Source organism: Spirosoma arcticum (genome assembly GCF_054779955.1).
In genome coordinates, this window is record NZ_BAAGXG010000004.1 from 374,936 (window position 1) to 392,309 (window position 17,374).

At 55.5% G+C, this 17,374-nt stretch carries 10 protein-coding genes; 3 read left to right on the forward strand and 7 right to left on the reverse strand.

What is annotated here, in order from left to right; all coding sequences use genetic code 11:
- Positions 1-34 precede the first annotated feature (34 nt).
- The 6 genes from ACYVHB_RS11380 to ACYVHB_RS11405 all read right to left on the reverse strand — a co-directional run bounded on the left by ACYVHB_RS11380 (position 35) and on the right by ACYVHB_RS11405 (position 12,510).
- Positions 35-3,931 (reverse strand): PVC-type heme-binding CxxCH protein, encoded by a 3,897-nt coding sequence (locus ACYVHB_RS11380; protein WP_461051847.1) that lies wholly within the window; start codon positions 3,929-3,931, stop codon positions 35-37.
- A 38-nt stretch (positions 3,932-3,969) separates the two neighbouring features.
- The gene (locus ACYVHB_RS11385; protein WP_461051848.1) at positions 3,970-5,631 is read right to left on the reverse strand and encodes an FAD-dependent oxidoreductase; all 1,662 of its coding nucleotides are present in this window, start codon (positions 5,629-5,631) and stop codon (positions 3,970-3,972) included.
- 99 nt (positions 5,632-5,730) lie between these two features.
- Positions 5,731-7,161 (reverse strand): RagB/SusD family nutrient uptake outer membrane protein, encoded by a 1,431-nt coding sequence (locus ACYVHB_RS11390; RefSeq protein ID WP_461051849.1) that lies wholly within the window; start codon positions 7,159-7,161, stop codon positions 5,731-5,733.
- A gap of 20 nt (positions 7,162-7,181) precedes the next feature.
- Positions 7,182-10,769: a SusC/RagA family TonB-linked outer membrane protein gene (locus tag ACYVHB_RS11395; protein WP_461051850.1), complete on the reverse strand. Its 3,588-nt coding sequence runs from the start codon at positions 10,767-10,769 to the stop codon at positions 7,182-7,184.
- Positions 10,770-10,777: 8 nt separating this feature from the next.
- Positions 10,778-11,830 (reverse strand): FecR family protein, encoded by a 1,053-nt coding sequence (locus ACYVHB_RS11400; RefSeq protein WP_461051851.1) that lies wholly within the window; start codon positions 11,828-11,830, stop codon positions 10,778-10,780.
- Positions 11,831-11,889: 59 nt separating this feature from the next.
- Positions 11,890-12,510 (reverse strand): sigma-70 family RNA polymerase sigma factor, encoded by a 621-nt coding sequence (locus tag ACYVHB_RS11405; RefSeq protein WP_461051852.1) that lies wholly within the window; start codon positions 12,508-12,510, stop codon positions 11,890-11,892.
- A 212-nt stretch (positions 12,511-12,722) separates the two neighbouring features.
- On the opposite strand from ACYVHB_RS11405, the gene ACYVHB_RS11410 reads away from it, so the two are divergent.
- The 3 genes from ACYVHB_RS11410 (at position 12,723) to ACYVHB_RS11420 (ending at position 16,286) form a co-directional block, all read left to right on the forward strand.
- Positions 12,723-13,514 carry a helix-turn-helix transcriptional regulator gene (locus ACYVHB_RS11410; RefSeq protein ID WP_461051853.1) on the forward strand — a complete coding sequence of 264 codons (792 nt, stop codon included), beginning with the start codon at positions 12,723-12,725 and terminating at the stop codon, positions 13,512-13,514.
- Positions 13,515-13,556: 42 nt separating this feature from the next.
- Positions 13,557-14,576 carry an N-acyl homoserine lactonase family protein gene (locus ACYVHB_RS11415; protein WP_461051854.1) on the forward strand — a complete coding sequence of 340 codons (1,020 nt, stop codon included), beginning with the start codon at positions 13,557-13,559 and terminating at the stop codon, positions 14,574-14,576.
- Positions 14,577-14,984: 408 nt separating this feature from the next.
- Positions 14,985-16,286, forward strand: coding sequence for a DUF6600 domain-containing protein (locus ACYVHB_RS11420; RefSeq protein ID WP_461051855.1), 1,302 nt, complete (start codon positions 14,985-14,987; stop codon positions 16,284-16,286).
- An 81-nt stretch (positions 16,287-16,367) separates the two neighbouring features.
- On the opposite strand, the gene ACYVHB_RS11425 is transcribed toward ACYVHB_RS11420, so the two are convergent.
- On the reverse strand, positions 16,368-17,303 hold the full coding sequence (locus tag ACYVHB_RS11425; RefSeq protein WP_461051856.1) for a sugar phosphate isomerase/epimerase family protein: 936 nt from the start codon (positions 17,301-17,303) through the stop codon (positions 16,368-16,370).
- Positions 17,304-17,374 lie beyond the last annotated feature (71 nt).

Sequence of the window (17,374 nt, forward strand, 5' to 3'; positions counted from 1 at the left end):
AAAAAGGCATCGATAATGAAGCCTGAAGTTTAGCTCATTTCTTCGCTGTCTTTATTGGCTCTATTGTGCGTAAAAACCCCACCAGATCAACAATTTCACCCTCCGTCAGCGTCTCCAGCAAACCCGTCGGCATCATCGAAACCGGCGTTTCCTCCCGCGACTGAACGTCGGATTTATTGAGCACAACCACGTCTTGCCCCACCACGCGTAGCCTGAGCTGACGCTCGTTTTCCCCGGCGATATTTCCCGTGTAAGTACGCCCGTCGCGGGTGGTCACGACGACCATTTTATAATCGTCCTGAATCTCACCACTGGGGTTGAGAATGTTGCTCAGCAGATACTCCACGCTGGCCCGATTAGCACCCGTCAGGTCCGGCCCCATAATGCCGCCCTGCCCGTACATCTTGTGGCACGGGCCGCACGTCCGGGTAAAAAGTGCCTTGCCTTTCTGCACGTTAGCGGCCATCAGCGCTTTGTCGTTCAGTAGCCGCCCGTATTTGGCGTATGCTTTTCCATCCACGCCGTCCCCTTCAATGGGTCCCCACACTTCGACGAAGCCACTGCCGACGACCCGCAGCAATTGGCGGGCCGCATAGCTGGGTACATCACGTTTGGTAATGCTGCCCGTCTTCAGCGCCTGCGTCAACAGCCAGCCGTACTTGGGTCGTGACGACAGGGTTTGCACCGCTTGGAGTTTCTCCGACGGGCTGAACGTTGGGTAGCGCGTGAGCAGCAGTTTACCCAATGCGTCGCTGTCGTAACCGGCGATGGACCGGATAGCATCGGGGCGCAGAGCCGACTCATCGAGCAGGCCCGGCAGCAGGTCGGAGAGTTCAGTTCGCTGTTGGGTTGTCATGGCCCGCAGTGCCTGACGACGCTGCTCCACAGGAGTCTTTTTGTCGATCAGCTTTGCCAGATTCTGCTTGGCGGCCTGCGTATCGCCAAATAGCTGCGCTATTTCCGTGCCCAGTTTGGCCACTTGGGGGTTAGTCCCTTTGAGTTTGGCATAAACGGCGGGCCAGTTGGCTGGAGCCGTCATATCCGAACGTCCTTCCAGGCCATCCCGTAGTCCTTCCAGCAGCGGAACCAGCGATCCAGACGTTTTAAGCAGGCCGAGGGTGCTCACTAACCGCTTCACCTCATCGGCATCGACCAGCCGACGACCAATGAACTGTGTAACCATTGGAATCCGGCTGCGAGTGGCCAATTCCAGTGCCTTGCCCGGATTGGCTTTTACGAGCGGTTCAATGCCGAACCAAATGAGTTTCGGCAGATTGTGGTCAGCACTGTCTTTACTGTGCGTGAGCAACGCACCGGCGATGTTCCAGCGGGCCTCCGGTTCCAGCCGTTGCAGGGCCGACGCCAAATAAAGACGCACCACCGGCGAAGCATCCTCGCGGGCCATTCGGGCAAAAGCCGTTTGCGCTTCGGCCGAGGGCGAACGATCTTCGCACAGCAATTGAATCGCCCAGGCCCGGACGTATTCATCTTTATCATTGAGGGATTTTAGCCCCATTGGTTCTGCAAAACCACCGGTGACGTGTAAAGCCCACATCGCCCGGAGCCGCCAGTCAGCGTTGCCAGTCGCCAATCCAGGCCAGACCGATCCAGGCTGGGCATCAAAAATTTTGCGCAGCCGTTCGTGGGTGGCTTTATCCAGGGTGCCTTTAGCCGCCCGATGTTGCAGAATTCCCCGTGCCCGGCGGGCGTGCCAGTCGCTCGCAACGGTTTGCAGGTCAACTAATTGAGCATCGGTCATTTTGACCAAATCCGAGTAGCGGCCCGGCCAGTTTTCGGCCCCTGACGTTTGGGGCGTTATCCGAAAAATTCGCCCCGTCTCGCTATTCAGCACTTCTTTGCCGCAAATGTCGGCATCGTGCCAATCGAGTACGTACAGTGCCCCCTCCGGGCCAAGCTCCATGCTGAAACCAACCCACTGCGCGTTGTTGGCCAGCAGCAGTTCATCACCGTGGTGACCCACGAAGCCCGATCCTTTTTTCTCCAAAATGTCCGATAAAACGGCGTGCTCGTGAATGTTAGCCATAAACAGGCGACCCTGCTGCGCTTTGGGAAACGCATCGGACAGGTAGACCCGCGCGCCCCCGTGCGCCGACCGGTGGCTGTGGTCGGTGATGGTCTTGATGTCGCTATACACGTACGGGTTGAAATGCTGCCCGCCCTGCCGGTGATAAATACCGCCGGGTACTACGTGCCACAGGTGGGGAATGACGCAGGCACTCATGAGGAGTTGGCCTTTGGCGTCGTAGTCGATGCCCCAGGGATTACTGAAGCCGTGGGCTACCACCTCGAAGCGGTCCTTGGTGGGATGGTAGCGCCAGACCCCCCCGTTGATATCTACGCCCTCGCCGTTAAGGATATCCTCTGGAAATGGATCGTTGTGTTTGTACAAACGACCTTTACCGGTCGGCTTGCGAACTTTGGAAGGCGTGGCAAACCCCTGGAGGCCGTAGAGCCAGCCATCGGGTCCCCAGTGGAAACTGTTCAGCGTTTCGTGCCGGTCGCGGATGCCCCAGCCCGTGAGCCTGACCTCAATATCTTTCTCGTCGGCGACATCATCCTGGTTACGGTCGGGAATAAACAGCAGGTTAGGCGGAGCGCCCAGAAAAAGCCCGTCGAACCCCACTGCCATGGCCGACGGAAACGCAATGCCTTCCAAAAACACTTTCCGGCTGTCAGCCACGCCGTCGTGGTCGGTGTCTTCCAGAATCAGAATGCGGCTGTTACCCGCCTTTGAAAAGCCGTAGCCCCGCGATTCATAGTCCCGGTTCTCGGCCACCCACAGCCGCCCCCGGTCGTCCCAGCAAAAGGCCATGGGCTGGGTCATCATTGGTTCAGAAGCCCACACGTTGACCTTGAAACCAGGCATCATAGTCATACTTTTAACGGCCTCTTCGGGCGGCAGAAATTTGGCCGCCAGCCCTTCCTGCCGCGCGATTCCCCACAGAGCACCCGTAGATTTCTGCCCGCTGTACTCCCCCCAGGTTTTGGTTAGTTCAACGTCATTGAGCGTCCCGGTATAGACAACTATCTCGTGACGAATAACCTCGGTATCACCTTTTTTAATGGTCCAGGCACCGGTTCTGGCCCGCGCCGGGCCAATGCCCATTTGCTCGTCGACGCGCCAGGTTTGGGGATACCCTTTGTTTTCGGGGTGGTCGAAGATGGCGACGTGCGCCAGGTCGTCGCGTCCTTCGACCTGCATCCCGGCATCGACCCACATGGCCCGTTGCCCTTCGGCGTTGGCGTTCCGTTGCCGGGCCGCATTGATTACTTCGCCTTTAATACCCGGTTTCCAGGGCATCCGGAGAAACAGCCCGCCGTAGTCATGTTTGGCGATAGTAACGTCGGTTTTGGCTTCACCTTCCCATTCCAGATCGAGCAGGAATTTGTTCTGCACCTCGCGTATAGTCCAGGTTTGGGTTTCGGTCAGGACAGCGGCCCCGGTCGAATCCAGCAAATCGTAGACGGTCTGCCACTTCACGGTCTGCCCGGTGGCAGTTAACACTTTTGCCGAGACGCGTCGCCAGTAATCGCCCTGTGGATGGTGGAAATAATCGCGGCCGTTGACCCGCGTAAAGCCCCAGTACAGTCCGGTCTGGTGTTTGTGGTGGCCCGGCGAGTATTCGGTGACTACGCCTTTGCCATCAGGGGCTACGATGGGATGCAGATAGGGCCGGAAATCGGCCTTTGCCTCCTGGGTGACGATGGGTGTTTTGCCACCGACCCGGAAGACAGCAATCGTTCCCGCTTTGGTGTCCTGAACGAGTCGCAACTTCGTTGGATTGGGCGCTACTGTTTTAGAAAGCGACGTACCAGAAGCTGATTCCTGACTACGACTTTGTATCCGCACAAACGCGAATCCACAACCAATGAGAGCAATAAGGAGTAAGGTGATACTGGTTCGTATCATGTTTTCACAGCGTTAAATTCATACAGTTGATTGATACACTAAAGCGTTAACCGCTGCTTATCCCGGAGCAATACCTGCTGTAGTTTCTGGTAAGGCAGTTTCTGCGGAGATACCTTGTTTTCGATGGCCAGCACAGCCGCCGTCGCTGCCGATTGCCCCAGAATCATGAACACCGGCTCCATCCTGATCGACCCGTAGGCGATGTGCGAACTCGATACACAGACTGGCACCAGCAGGTTGTTACACTCGGCTTCTTTCGGCAAAATAGACCCGTAAGCAATTGAATACGGCTTGTCGGGTTTTACGCCAATATCGCCTTCGTTTTGTACGTACCCCTCTTTGGTGACGAACCGCTGAATGTTGTGCGAATCCAGGGCGTAGGAACCCATGCCAACCGGGTTAGGTACGTCGGTTTTGCCCAGCGCGTCGTTTTCTTTCATGACAAATCCGCCAATCATCCGCCGGGCTTCGCGCACGTAAATCTGATGCGGCCAGCCGCCGTTGTCGGTAAATTCGTCTTTCGCCAGCCCCCACTGCTGCATGGCGTCGTGTACATCGGCGGGTACGCGGGCATCGTTCTGTAAAAAATACATCAAGCCCTTTTGGTACAGCTCGTGGTCGCGGATAATGGCGCGTCGGCGTTCGTAGGTGGCTTCGGGATAGTCGTAGTTTTTGCCGATGTAGTCGGTGCTGAACGGCCCGTTGTTGTTGGTGTCGGTTTTTCGGTTCGGAATCGGGTCGAACTTGGTAAAGTGTTGGCGCCAGCCGGTATCAAACACACGGGCGGCCAGTTCGTACCGGGCCGGGTCGTAACCGTCGGGTTTGGCGAACGGAATGCGGTTGTCGGGGTGATTGCTCAAACACATTCTGAAGCAATACGCCTGGATTTTGGTGTCGCCCGCGCCGTTTTCGCCGGGGGGATCGGTCGAAATTTCGGCCAGCAAACCGCTCCTTTGATCGTCGGGAATTTTGTACGGACTGACCGGATCGCCGGCCGCCGGCTTCTCAAAATAATGTTTGTGGTGAAACACGCCGACCTGTACACCGTTGTGGGTTTCGCCATAAACGCTGTTCGCTTCGCGGCCCACGTGGTACTTGACCCCCGCAAGGGCCATCAGATCGCCCTCGTAGGTAGCGTCGATGAACATGTTGCCCTGGTAAACCTGGCCGTTCAGCGTTCGGAACGACTGAATGACGTTGCCTTTTTTGCTAATCCCCTTGGTCGAGCGGTCGAGCCATTCGTCGCGGTAAACGGTTAGTTTATATTCCTTCACAAAGTCCTCGAATACCTGTTCGGCCGCGTGGGGTTCAAAAATCCACATCGTGCGGTTGGCTCCGTCGATGGCGGGCGTTCCCTGCCCTTTGTTGCCGAACTGTTCGCGCTTCTCCCAGTTCCACGACGCATCTTTCTGGTAATGGCTGTAAAGCCGACTGTAAAACTCGCGCGACAGCCCACCGATCACTTCCTTGTTGCCCGTGTCGGTATAACCCAGCCCGCCCGACGACAGCCCACCGAGGTGTTTATCGGGCGAGACGATGATGACGGACTTGCCCATCTTTTTGACCTGCACGGCCGCAATCACAGCCGCCGACGTACCGCCGTAAATGATCACGTCAGCCCGGCGTACCACGGCTTTTTGGGCAAAAAGTGTGGCTGGGAACAGCGCGATGAAACACAAGAGATATGTGATATATTTCATAATTGGGTTCAGGATAAGCTACCATCAGCCTAAAAAAACAGGTAGCGATAGTGCCTTTGGTAAACAAGCCTTTATCGCTACCTGGCTATTTACATTTACTCAATACCCCGGATTTTGCTCCAGCGCGGGGTTTACGTCGCGCTCAGTTTGCGGAATCGGAAACAGATAATGCCGATCCTGCACCACAATGCTGGGGTTCTGCGCTTTCACGGCGGCCACGAGCCGTTTGGTGCGAGCCAGGTCGTACCAGCGGTGACCCTCAAAGGCCAGTTCGAGCCGCCGTTCCAGCAGCACCGCATCGCGAAACTGATCCTGGGTCAGCCCAGCCAGCGCGGATAAACCCGCCCGACTACGGATTCGGTTCACAACGGCGTAGGCATCGGCATTTCCGGCGGCCTGTTCGTTCAAAGCTTCGGCATACATCAGCAGCACGTCAGGATACCGGATAATCGGGTAGTTGTTGGCCCCGTCGCCATTGCCCGTAGCCGTCAGGTCTAAGTACTTATAGACGTAGCCGGGAAACAAAACGCTGGCCGGGGCAGCGGGCGTACTGGTAGCCGAGTATATCCTTATCGTCACGTCACGCCGTTTGTCGGTCGGCAGGTACGTTTTATACAGATTCTCGGTAACCGGATCGTCGCCGAAGCCCGCTGCGCCGTTGACCCGGTCGAAGTTGGGGCGCATGTAGCCCTGCATCAGGCTGCCTTCGCCAACGCCCCCGCCCAAGGCCTGCATCTCAAAGACAGCCTCTTTACCATTTTTATTGGCTACCAAAAACGCTTCGTTGAACGTGGCCCACAGGTCGTACACGCCTAAATCAATGACTTCTTTGGCTTTGGCCGACGCTTTGGCCCACTCGCCCCGCGTCAGATACACTTTCGCCAGAAATGCTTTAGCCGCTCCCTTCGTGGCCCGGCCCCGGTCGATGCCGGTGAATGAAACCGGCAGTACCCCTTCGGCATCGGTGAAGTCCTGAATCACCTGCTTATACACATCATCGGCAGAGGCACGCGGTATGGTCAGGTTGTTCAGTGAGGTGGTTTCAGTTAATTGCAGAGGCACGCCACCGAACAGCCGCACGAGGGTGAAGTAATAAAACCCCCGCATGAATTTGGCCTCGGCAACATAGCGGGCTTTCAACGTTTCATCCATCGAAATGCCCGGCACCCGTGCAATAACCGTGTTGGCCCGGTTGATGGCCTGATAAACCGTACCCCAAAGCAATTGAAAGGTGGGGGTGGCAGGCGTAAAGGTGTACCGATCAATGTCGTTTTTGGGCTGATTGGCCGTTGAGCGACCGTTGCCCCACTCGGCATCGTCGGTGGCCTGGTCATTGATAATCCACATGGTCTGGCCGTACAGATTGGCGTTGTTCAGGGGATCATAAACCGTGCTGAGAGCCGCTTTGGCATCGTCGGCATTAAGGTAAAAATTGGCCGGGGTAAAGCTGGCCTCGGGGGTCTGCTCCAGCACCTCGCAGGCGGTTAAGCCACTCAAAAGCAGAATAATAAGAAGTAAGTTCTTTTTCATGATTTTGTCAGGAGTAGGGGTTAGAAACCAACGTTCAGGCCGAAGAGAATCGTTTTCGCGGCCGGGTAGCTGGCATAGTCGAACCCCTGGCTCCGGCTGTCCTGGCCAAACCGATTTACTTCGGGGTCATAGCCCGAATAATTCGTGAACGTCAGGTAATTCTGCGCGGAGGCATACACCCGTAACGACTGAATTTTCAGGGTTCGCAGCAGCGACTGGGGCAGGTTATACGCCAGTTGGATGTTTTTCAGCCGCAAATACGAACCATCTTCAATTTGCCGGGTCGAAATCCGGTTGGCCGGTCGGGTGGTCGAAGCACGGGGAATATCGGTGTTTGTATTCGTCGGTGTCCAGCGGTTCAGGACATCGCTCGTCTGGTTGGTGGTCGCGTTCAGGTATTCCAGCTCAAAGCGGTTAGCATTCAGAATATCATTCCCGTATACGCCCTGAAAAAACACGGTCAGTTCCACCCCTTTGTACGAGAAGGTGTTGTTCAGTCCGCCGATGAACCTCGGCTGCGCCCGCCCAATGATGGCCCGGTCGTTGTCGTCGATTTTCTTGTCCCCGTTCAGGTCGGCATACCGGCGGTCGCCGGGTTTGCGGGACTGCGGATCGGCAATGGCCGTCAGTTCATCCGTCGTCTGGTAAAGACCGTCGGTCACGTAGCCGAAGAACGATCCCAGTGGCTCACCCACCCGAATGACCCCCGTACCGGAAACAGCGCCAATATTCGCAAACTGTCCGGCAAAAATCTGGGGAGCACCGCCGATGTCCAGCACCTTGTTGCGGTTGGCCGCCAGATTCAGGTCCGTACCCCACCGGAACGCTCCGGTGGAGGGTGACCGGATCGCCGGACCGCCCGCCACGTTGACCGACGAAATGCTGAGTTCAACGCCCTTGTTCTCGACCTGACCGAGGTTCCTGATGGCACTCCCGTAGCCCGACGTGTTGGGTATCGTCACGTTCAGCAGCAGGTCGCTCGTTCGTTTCAGGTAGGCATCGGCGGTGATGGTGATGCGGCTGTTGAACAGCCCGATGTCCACGCCCAGATCGGCCTGCGTGGTGGTTTCCCATGACAGATCGGGGTTGGCAATCTGGTTGGGGCCAATGCCGGTCGAGACAACGTTACCAAAGACGTAGTTCTGGGTACTCAGCAGCGAATAGGCCGGGTAGTTCCCGATGCCATCCTGGTTGCCCGTTGCCCCGTAGGTAGCCCGCAGTTTCAGGTCGTTGACCACGCGGTTGTTTTTGAGGAACGCTTCTTCGCTCACCCGCCAGGCTAAAGCCGCCGATGGAAAATAGCCGTACCGTTTGTTGGCCCCGAAGCGCGAGGAACCATCGGCCCGGAAACTGGCCGTGAATAGGTATCGGTCTTTGTAGCCATAGTTTATGCGGGCCAGATACGACTGCAATCCCCAGGTTTGTACTCCCGATGAAGGCGTTAAGGGTACTGACGCAGTACCGAGGTTGCTCGATCCGAGGTTGTCGTTGACGAAGCTACGGGCGGCAGCGGCACTCGATTCGGTGCGGTTGGCCTGTTGGGTGAATCCGACTAAGGCCCCCACGCTGTGTACCGTGCCAAATGTGCGGGTATAGGTCAGCAGGTTTTCGTTGAGCCAGGTGATTGCCGAACTGTTGAAAATAGACGCGGATCCGCCCTGCGCCAGGCCGCTCGACACCGAGCGGGGCAGGTAGCTATCCTGTTTTTGCAGGACGGCATCAATGCCCAGCAAGACGCGCAGGTTCAGCCCGTCGATGATCTGGTAATCGCCGAACACGTTCCCAAACGTGCGGAAGGCCGTATTGCGGTTTTTGCTCCCGCGAGCCAGGGCAGCCGGATTATCAGCCGTGAAATTCGACGCACCGAGCAGGTACGTTCCATCAGGGTTGTAAACGGGCAGGATGGGTGGGAACTGCAGGGCTGCTATGGTCACCTGACCCGTACTGCCGAGGTCGCCATCGGTACGTGACTGATTAGTGAGGGTGCGGTTAACGGTCAGGCTGTTGCCAATTTTGATGCGGTTGGTCAGCTTGCGGTCTAAATTGATGCGGAACGAGTAGCGGTCGAAGTCGGAGTTCGTCACAATACCGCCCTGTTTAAAGTAGCCGCCCCCGATGGCGTATTGGGTACGCTCGTCGCCCCCGCTGAACGAAAGCTGGTAGTTCTGGATGGGTGCCTGCTGGAAAATTTCGTTCTGCCAGTCGGTACCCTCGCCAAACGCATCCACCTGGGCCGGGGTATATACGGCAGGTCGGCCTTCGTTGGTGTTGGCATCATTCACAAACTGAGCATACTGGCGGCCATTGAGCACCGGGTATTTGCGCCGGACATCCTGAACGCCGTAATACGCATCGAAGTTGATCGTCGACTTGCCCGCCTTACCGCGTTTAGTGGTGATAATCACGACACCATTCGACCCCCGCGACCCGTAAATGGCCGTCGACGAGGCATCTTTCAGAATAGAAATCGATTCAATGTCGTTTGGATTAAGCGTACTTAATACGTTGAAATTCGACCCGCTGTTCGCCCCATTGCTGGCCGCTGTGCCGGGGTCGTTTTTGAAAGGCACACCGTCGATGACGTACAGCGGTTCGTTGTCGCCCTGGATGGAGTTGCCGCCCCGGATTCGGATGGTTGTTGCTCCTCCCGGTGCGCCGGAGTTCTGGGTGATCTGTACCCCGGCGGCCCGGCCCTGCAACTGCTGATCGAGCGAGGTGACGGCCAACTTGCGGATTTCGCCCACCGGAACGGTTGCTACCGACCCCGTCAGGTCGCTTTTCCTGACTTGACCGTAGCCAACGATGACCACTTCGTTCAAGGTTTTATCATCTGGTAATAAGCTAATATTTACTGTAGTACGTCTACCTACCGCTATTTCCTGGGATACATACCCCACAAAACTAAACACCAGCGTAATCGGTCGGGAGGCCCGCTCCGGCGGACCGGCATCCCCGTTGCTGCGGTCCGGTGTGGGCACGGCAATTCGATAGTTGCCCGTGGCATCGGTGGTAGTTCCCCGATTGGTTCCCTTCACCAGCACACTTACACCAGGTAAGCCCTCGTTCGTTTCGCCCGTCACACGTCCGGTCACGGTTTCGTCAGCGACTTCCTGCGGCTGAGCCGACAGCATTGGTTGCACCGAGGCCACCGACATGGCCGTGACATTGGTCGCTAAAATTCCATCGGTATAGTTGATGGTTTGATCGGGACCTATATCTGTACTGGTCGTTAGTCTGCGGTCGGTTCGCTGGCCGGTAATCAGATAAGTGCCGTTTTTAGCCTTGCGATAACGCAATCCGGTTTCGCGTAACACCGCCTGTAAATTTTGTTCCAGCGTCGCCTTTGGGTTCAGGGCGTCGCCGGATACTGTGAGGCCCTGAACGAGCCGGTCGCCGTACAAAATATCGACCTTATATTGCTCTTTCAGTTCATTCAGCACCTCACCGAGTTGTCGGATCATGTCCGGCCGGGCCGAAGGAATAGTGGTAAGCCTTGCCGGAGTTCGGGTGGGCTGCGCACTGATTTTGGCTAATAAGCCGACCGGCAGGCCGAGTAAGGTCAGGCCCACCAGCCCAATTATTTGCAATCGGCGTAGTTTTCGTTTCATCGTATACATTATTGAAGCGGTTTTTGAGTTAGGATAAGTTTGTTGGGTTTACGGTCGATGTCGATGTTAAGCACCTCGGCAATGATTCGTAGCAGTTCATCGGCGGTCTGGGCTGAATACGCCCCCGAAATCGTCATTTGGCCGGTTTCGGCATCAGCGATTTCAGCGGTCAGGCCGTAGTTCTCACCGAGTATCGCCACAATTTCCGTCAATGGGGTTTTGTCAAATACAAAACGATGTTCAGTCCAGGCGGGATTGGCGGGTGGTTGGTGGGTCTGCCGGTGCTTTATTTCGCCTTGCGGGGTGAGCATGACCAGATCACCGGGCTTCATCGTTACCTGTTTCGACTGGCGATCCGATTGCTGATAATGTACTTCTACTTTACCCCGGTTCAATACCACCTTTGTGCCGCGTGGCCGGGCAAACACCGTAAACTCAGTACCGAGCACCACCACCTGGGGACCGTTGGCCGTCTTGACCACAAACTGCTGGTTGGTAGTGGTATGCGTTACGGAAAACAAAGCTTCGCCTGTCAGTCGTACCTCGCGGGTCGGAATGCCGAACCACGGCGCACCAAACCACTGCTTACCAAAGCCGAAGCGTGGAATCCGTAAGGACGAGTTGCTGTTTAGCGTCACGGCACTGCCATCGGGTAAGTTCACCAATCGTGTCTCACCGTATGCGGTTTCGTAAGTCCGGGTCAGCAGTTGCTCCCGGAAGGCGAATGCTCCTACCATAAACGTCAGCGATGCGGCTACGGCCCATACCAGCCAGCTACGTCGACCGAATAGCCTGATAGACCGGGATGAAACCTCTTCTGCTGGCAACGGATTGGGTGCACCCGACTGGTTAGCGTACAAAAAATTGTAGTACTGGCCGAATGCTTTTGGTTGATCGGCAGTGTATTGCAGGTGTGCTTGTTCCCACTCATCGAGCCAGCGGTAAAACTGTTCTTCGTGTGCGGATTCACGGCTCCATTCATCAATCTGTTTTTTCTCTAAGGCCGTCGCTTTCCCAGCGAGGTAGTCGAAAATTCGTTGTTTATTGATGTGTTCGTTCATATTGTTGGCCCGCTGGAGCGGTTGTCGTTAGCTGGATGACACAGACTGGTTGAAACCCCTTATTCGCTGGACAGGATATAGCGCGTAATCACCCACAGCGTCCCCATAAACCACTTATCTTTCAGCAAATCGCGCAGGTGATGGCTGGCCCGGCGAATCTGTACCTCCACCGTGCGGGGGGATAGCCCCAGTTCATCGGCGATTTGGGCGTACTTTTTCCCGTCAAAATGGTGCATCAGGTAAATGCGCCGACGCTGGATGGGCAACGTCTGAATGGCTTGCTCCACATCCTGATAAAGCTCTTCGTATTGGGTGATGGCATCGGGTTGCTGAGCGTCTGACACACCCTGATACTGCGCTTCTTCCAGGCCGGTGTCACGCCGAATCGTCTGGCGCAGGTAGTTGTAGGCCCGGTGCCTGACGGTCTTGTAGAGATACGCCCGATAAGAGGTAGTGATAAGTTGGAACACCTTTTCGGCGTAGAACTGGCAGAAAATTTCGGCTACCAAATCCTCGGCAATGGCCCTGGATGAGACGAATCGCCCGGCATGACTGCACAGGGCATCGTAGTACCGTCGGAACAGTAATTCGCACCCCAGCCGGGCATCCTGCTCAAAAGCCCGACGGATGAATAACTCGTTGTCGGGCGCAGCCAATTCGTCTGGTGATGCAGCGTCCATGCTATGAAAAGGAATGGGGGCAACCGCCAATTCTACCCGTGTGATACCTGTTTGCCGCATAGTATGAACGATTAAACCCTTTCGTCGACTTATGAGAATAGTTGGCGAATACAGGTAGACACATTTAGGGTGTAAAAACCCTTACACTTGTTGTACTAATTTTATAAAAAATTTCATCATCACGTCAATTTTCGGCCAGACACTACATTTGCATGACGACGCATCCGGTTTCTGCGGGGGCTTACCTGTTTTTCTGGCCCGGCCAGTTTTTATACATCGGCCCAGCGCTGGATACGCATACCCACGATCATCATGCACTGCAGGTCGTGGTCAGTCTGGATAAGCCCTTTCAGATTCGAACGCCCCAACAAGACTGGCAACACCACTCCGCCGTATTGATTGCTTCCGATCAGCCTCACGAATGTTTAGCCAGCCAAAGTACCATCCTGTTTCTGAACCTTGACCCAGAAACCCGGCTGGCACGCTTTCTGAAAGCTACTTATTTGGAGCAATCAACGTTTGTATCGTTGCCTGATGCCGTTACGATCCCATTTGTTACGGCGTTGAGGCAAACGCTGGGCGGATCGGTAAGCTGCCTAAGTTTAGCCCGGCAGCTTCAGGAGTTGACCGATACGCTGGCCGGACCCGTAGCTGTGATTCCGCTTGACGACCGCATCGTTCAGGCGCAGACCCTGCTTAAAGAATCGCTTGGGAAACCTATTCCACTGGCTGAATTGTCGGACTCAGTCTGCCTGTCGGAGGGGCGGCTGGCGCATCTGTTTAAGGAACAGGTAGGCATACCCATTCGGCGGTATGTGCTCTGGGAGCGACTGTTGCTGGCCATTCAGCAACTAACCGGGGGGTATAACCTGACCGAAGCAGCCCATCAGGCTGGTTTTAGTGATTCGGCTCATTTTAGCCGCACTTTCACCCGGATGTTCGGCTTGCCTCCGTCGTTGCTAACCAAGAATAGCCAGTTCGTTCAAGCACGGGTGTGCCGTTGACCTCACCTTTGTGTCTGTCAATCAACTATAACTCGACAGACCATGCAACGACGTGAATTCATGCAGCAAACAGGTCGCTACGCAGCAGCCACGCTGGTAGCTACCCAACTTACCCAACGGGTAATGGCCCAGTCACCTCGCTCACCTAAGTACAATCCTCCGACCATGTCCCTTACTTCACCTCACTCGGAAAAAAGCGTGCATACGACAACCGTATTGAAAAACGGGCAACCGGTCAAAATTCACGCCATCAGTACTGGAAGCGTGGCCGTCACTCAGTCGTTCCGCCGGGCAAAAGGGGGCGAATTGTTTCGTAAAGCAAACATCCTGCTCGATAGTCATTTCACCGAATTTATGCCCATCTGGGTTTGGGTGATCGAGCACCCCGAAGGCGTACTTGTGATCGATACCGGTGAAACCAGCGATGTTCTTAAGCCGGATTATTTCGACAAAACGGGGAAAATTAACCGCTTTGTCAATAAAAAAGCATTTCGGTTCGCTATCGGGCGGGAGCAGGAAATCGACCGGCAACTGGTGCAGTTGGGCATAACGCCCGACCGCATCCGCCGGGTCGTGATGACGCACCTGCACTTAGACCATACCGATGGGCTGCGTTATTTTCCAAAGACCGAAATCGTGGTGGCCCGCCCGGAATTTGAGCGTCCCTACAGTAACCTGCCCGAACTATACCCTTCCTGGTTTAAACCCCATCTGGTGGATTACAAAACGGATCAGATCGCTGGATTCAGTCAGTCGGCTCCGCTGACCGATGCGGGCGATGTGTTACTGGTGGCCACGCCGGGCCATACCCACCACCACAGTTCCGTCTTGTTCCAGGCCGACGATGTGCACTATTTGTTCGCCGGCGATATGTCGTACAATCAGGGACAGTTGCTGCGGGGCGAACTGGCCGGGGGCAATGCCAATCAGCACCAGGCTCGCCAGAGTTATCAGCAGGTATTGGCTTATGCGGCTCAACACCCTCTGGTGTATCTGCCTTCCCATGACGCTGATGCTGCTAACCGACTTGGGAACCAGCTTGTCGTGCCAACCGCTGTGTGAACGAAAAAGTAGTGATTATTAGCGTACACTACTGCTCATTTTCCTTCAGGCAAGAATAACTCGATAACCCCTCGTCAAGCTTACTGTATAGGTTGCGATGCGTGTTCTTTACACAACGTATCTGTTTATATATGTGCAGGCTCCCCGTTTACTCAACTGGCAGATTTCGTCCAACAAAAGGATAACCAATGCTATTTGATGAACGTCGTAATTGCCTATGACCTCCCCCCATTAAACTGGCTCATAAAACGGGGTAAGGACACTGAGTCAACACTTAAGATCTGTAGTCGGACTAACTACTCAGTGCATAATTAGTGTGGATATAACCTTTGCAATGATGGTTAAAAACCCGATTAAACGTTTGCCTGCTGAGCGCATCTAATCACTGAAAGCCCAAAATACAAGGTGATGGAAACAGCAAAGAAGCTCTGGATAGTATTGGTCAGCATGACGCTCGGTCTAACGGGCGCAACCGCAACGTTGGCACAGCCGGGGTACGGCCAACCGGGTTATGGACAGCCGGACTACAACCAGCCGAATTACGATCAACGGTATGACCAACCTGGCTACAATCAGCCCGGATACGATCAGCCCGATGGTCAGAGTTTCTATAACGAATTAGGGCCTTACGGTCAGTGGGTACAGACGCCCGAATACGGAAGCGTCTGGATTCCTAACGTAGAGCCGGGTTTCCAGCCCTACGCTACCAACGGGCACTGGGTCGTAACGGAATACGGTAACACCTGGGTCTCGGATTACGCGTGGGGCTGGGCACCGTTCCACTACGGTCGCTGGTATCAGGATCGTTATCGGGGCTGGGCGTGGGTGCCGGGTAACGACTGGGGACCCGCCTGGGTGTCGTGGCGTTCGGGGGGTGGCTACTACGGCTGGGCACCGCTGGGTCCGGGTATCAATATTAACGTGAGCGTCAACATCCCGTACAATTACTGGACGTTCGTGCCGCAGATCTACATCACCAGTCCGCGCCTGTACACCTACTGTGTACCCCGGCCGCGCGTGGTGAACATCTACCAGAATACGACCATTATCAATAACGTGTACCGGTCTAACAACCGGTCGTACGCCTATGGCCCACGTCGGGAAGAGATCGAGTACGTTACTCGCCGGAGTGTGCCCGTTTATCGGATTGAAAACGCTGGTCGGCCGGGTCGGACCACTGTTCGGAACAACTCGGTTGGCATCTACCGTCCCGATATGAACCGGAGTTCGCGGGGCGACGGTAATCGGTACTCCAACAACCAGCGCGACTATTCGCGCCCTGAATACACACCAAGCAGGGGTACGTATAACGGAAATCAACGCAACAACCCGGAAACGTACAACGGAACTCCGCGTAATAACCAACCCGTCGAAACGCCACGGTATCAATCACGCGGGCCGTCATCGCCGTTGAATCAGGGCCGGGGTTCCCGTTATGAGCCGCAAACGCAGCCGGGCCAGCCTGCTCCTCAGCCGGAACGCAGTCAGATATACCCGCAGTCGAGTCGTCAGGAATCGTTTCCGCAAAGTCAGGGGAGCCGGGGCAACCGTCGTCAGGAGCCGACTGTTCAGCGCGAAAGTAGCCAAAGCCAGCCTGCCAACAGCCAGACGCAGCGGCCGGGCGACTACCAACCGCGAAGCCGTGAGCAAGTGCAGGCTCCGCAGGGTTCAACTCCCGAACGGCGCGGTGGTTCACGTGGCCCGCGTTAAAAAGAAAGGCCATATACGGCAAGCGCTTATTATCCCAACCGGTCTGCTGGTGCGACAGGAGGGATGATAAGCGCTTACGCATTAGCTAAGCATGGCATTTCGCATCATGTCGACGCTTTTACGAACCCCTGATTCGGCGGCTTCTTTGCCTTCAAACTCAATGGATACGTAACCCTGGTAGTTGGCATCGCGCAGAATACCAAAAATGCGCTTATAATCGAGATCCAGCGAGTACCATTCACCCCCGCCGTAGTAGGTTTTCGCCTGTACGAAACTGGCGTGCGGAGCCACTTTCTCCAATTTATCGTACGGATTCTCGAGGAAATTGCCCGTGTCCATCAGCACACCCATCCAGGGCGAGTCAATGGCTTTGCGGATGCGTAATAAACCCTCCGGCGTTGACGACAGGCCCCAGTGGTTTTCGAGCGCCAGCATAACGCCACACTCGGCCGCTTTCGGCAGGCATTTCTCAATGGAGTCAATCACCCATTTAAAGCCTTCGTCTTCCGTATGACCGGCCAGAATCGGTTCAATGCCCCGCTTCGCCATCAGCTCATCGAACGATTTGATGGTGTTCCAGCGTCCGGTGTTGAGCCGTAAACACGGAATGCCCAGCTTATACGCCATTTCGATTCCCTTAATGGTGTGGTCAATGTTTTTTTGCCGTTCGGCCGGGTCAGGGTACACAAACCCCTGGTGAATCGACAGGCAAATCAGATCAACGCCGTTGAGAAAAGCGTGGCGTTTCAATTTTTGCAAATACGCATTGTCTTCCCCTTCCATCTGGCGGTGCAGAATGTCGACTCCCTCAACACCCAGCCGGGCCGCTTCGTCGATGACGGTCTCAATAGCCACCTTAGCCGTTTTAAAATGCCAGTAGGAGTAGGACGAAAGCCCCAGCTTGATCCGGGATTTGGGGGCGGGCGCTGTTGACGTCAATAATTGGGTTTGAGCCAGGGCGGGCGTGGCGGCTGTCAGCACGCTACTGACCATAAAAGCGCGACGGGAAAGTGACATAGGTGGAGTAAGGTTTAGTGCGGATGAATTACGAGAAAAAACGACTTGTATCCAATCGATTCGTAGTGATG

Bases quoted from the DNA above. Each gene is read 5' to 3' on its own strand.
- ACYVHB_RS11385 (WP_461051848.1), bottom strand. From the start codon at position 5,631: ATGAAATATATCACATATCTCTTGTGTTTCATCGCGCTGTTCCCAGCC.
- ACYVHB_RS11420 (WP_461051855.1), top strand. From the start codon at position 14,985: ATGGAAACAGCAAAGAAGCTCTGGATAGTATTGGTCAGCATGACGCTC.
- ACYVHB_RS11405 (WP_461051852.1), bottom strand. From the start codon at position 12,510: ATGGACGCTGCATCACCAGACGAATTGGCTGCGCCCGACAACGAGTTA.
- ACYVHB_RS11395 (WP_461051850.1), bottom strand. From the start codon at position 10,769: ATGAAACGAAAACTACGCCGATTGCAAATAATTGGGCTGGTGGGCCTG.
- ACYVHB_RS11415 (WP_461051854.1), top strand. From the start codon at position 13,557: ATGCAACGACGTGAATTCATGCAGCAAACAGGTCGCTACGCAGCAGCC.
- ACYVHB_RS11425 (WP_461051856.1), bottom strand. From the start codon at position 17,303: ATGTCACTTTCCCGTCGCGCTTTTATGGTCAGTAGCGTGCTGACAGCC.
- ACYVHB_RS11410 (WP_461051853.1), top strand. From the start codon at position 12,723: ATGACGACGCATCCGGTTTCTGCGGGGGCTTACCTGTTTTTCTGGCCC.
- ACYVHB_RS11390 (WP_461051849.1), bottom strand. From the start codon at position 7,161: ATGAAAAAGAACTTACTTCTTATTATTCTGCTTTTGAGTGGCTTAACC.
- ACYVHB_RS11400 (WP_461051851.1), bottom strand. From the start codon at position 11,830: ATGAACGAACACATCAATAAACAACGAATTTTCGACTACCTCGCTGGG.
- ACYVHB_RS11380 (WP_461051847.1), bottom strand. From the start codon at position 3,931: ATGATACGAACCAGTATCACCTTACTCCTTATTGCTCTCATTGGTTGT.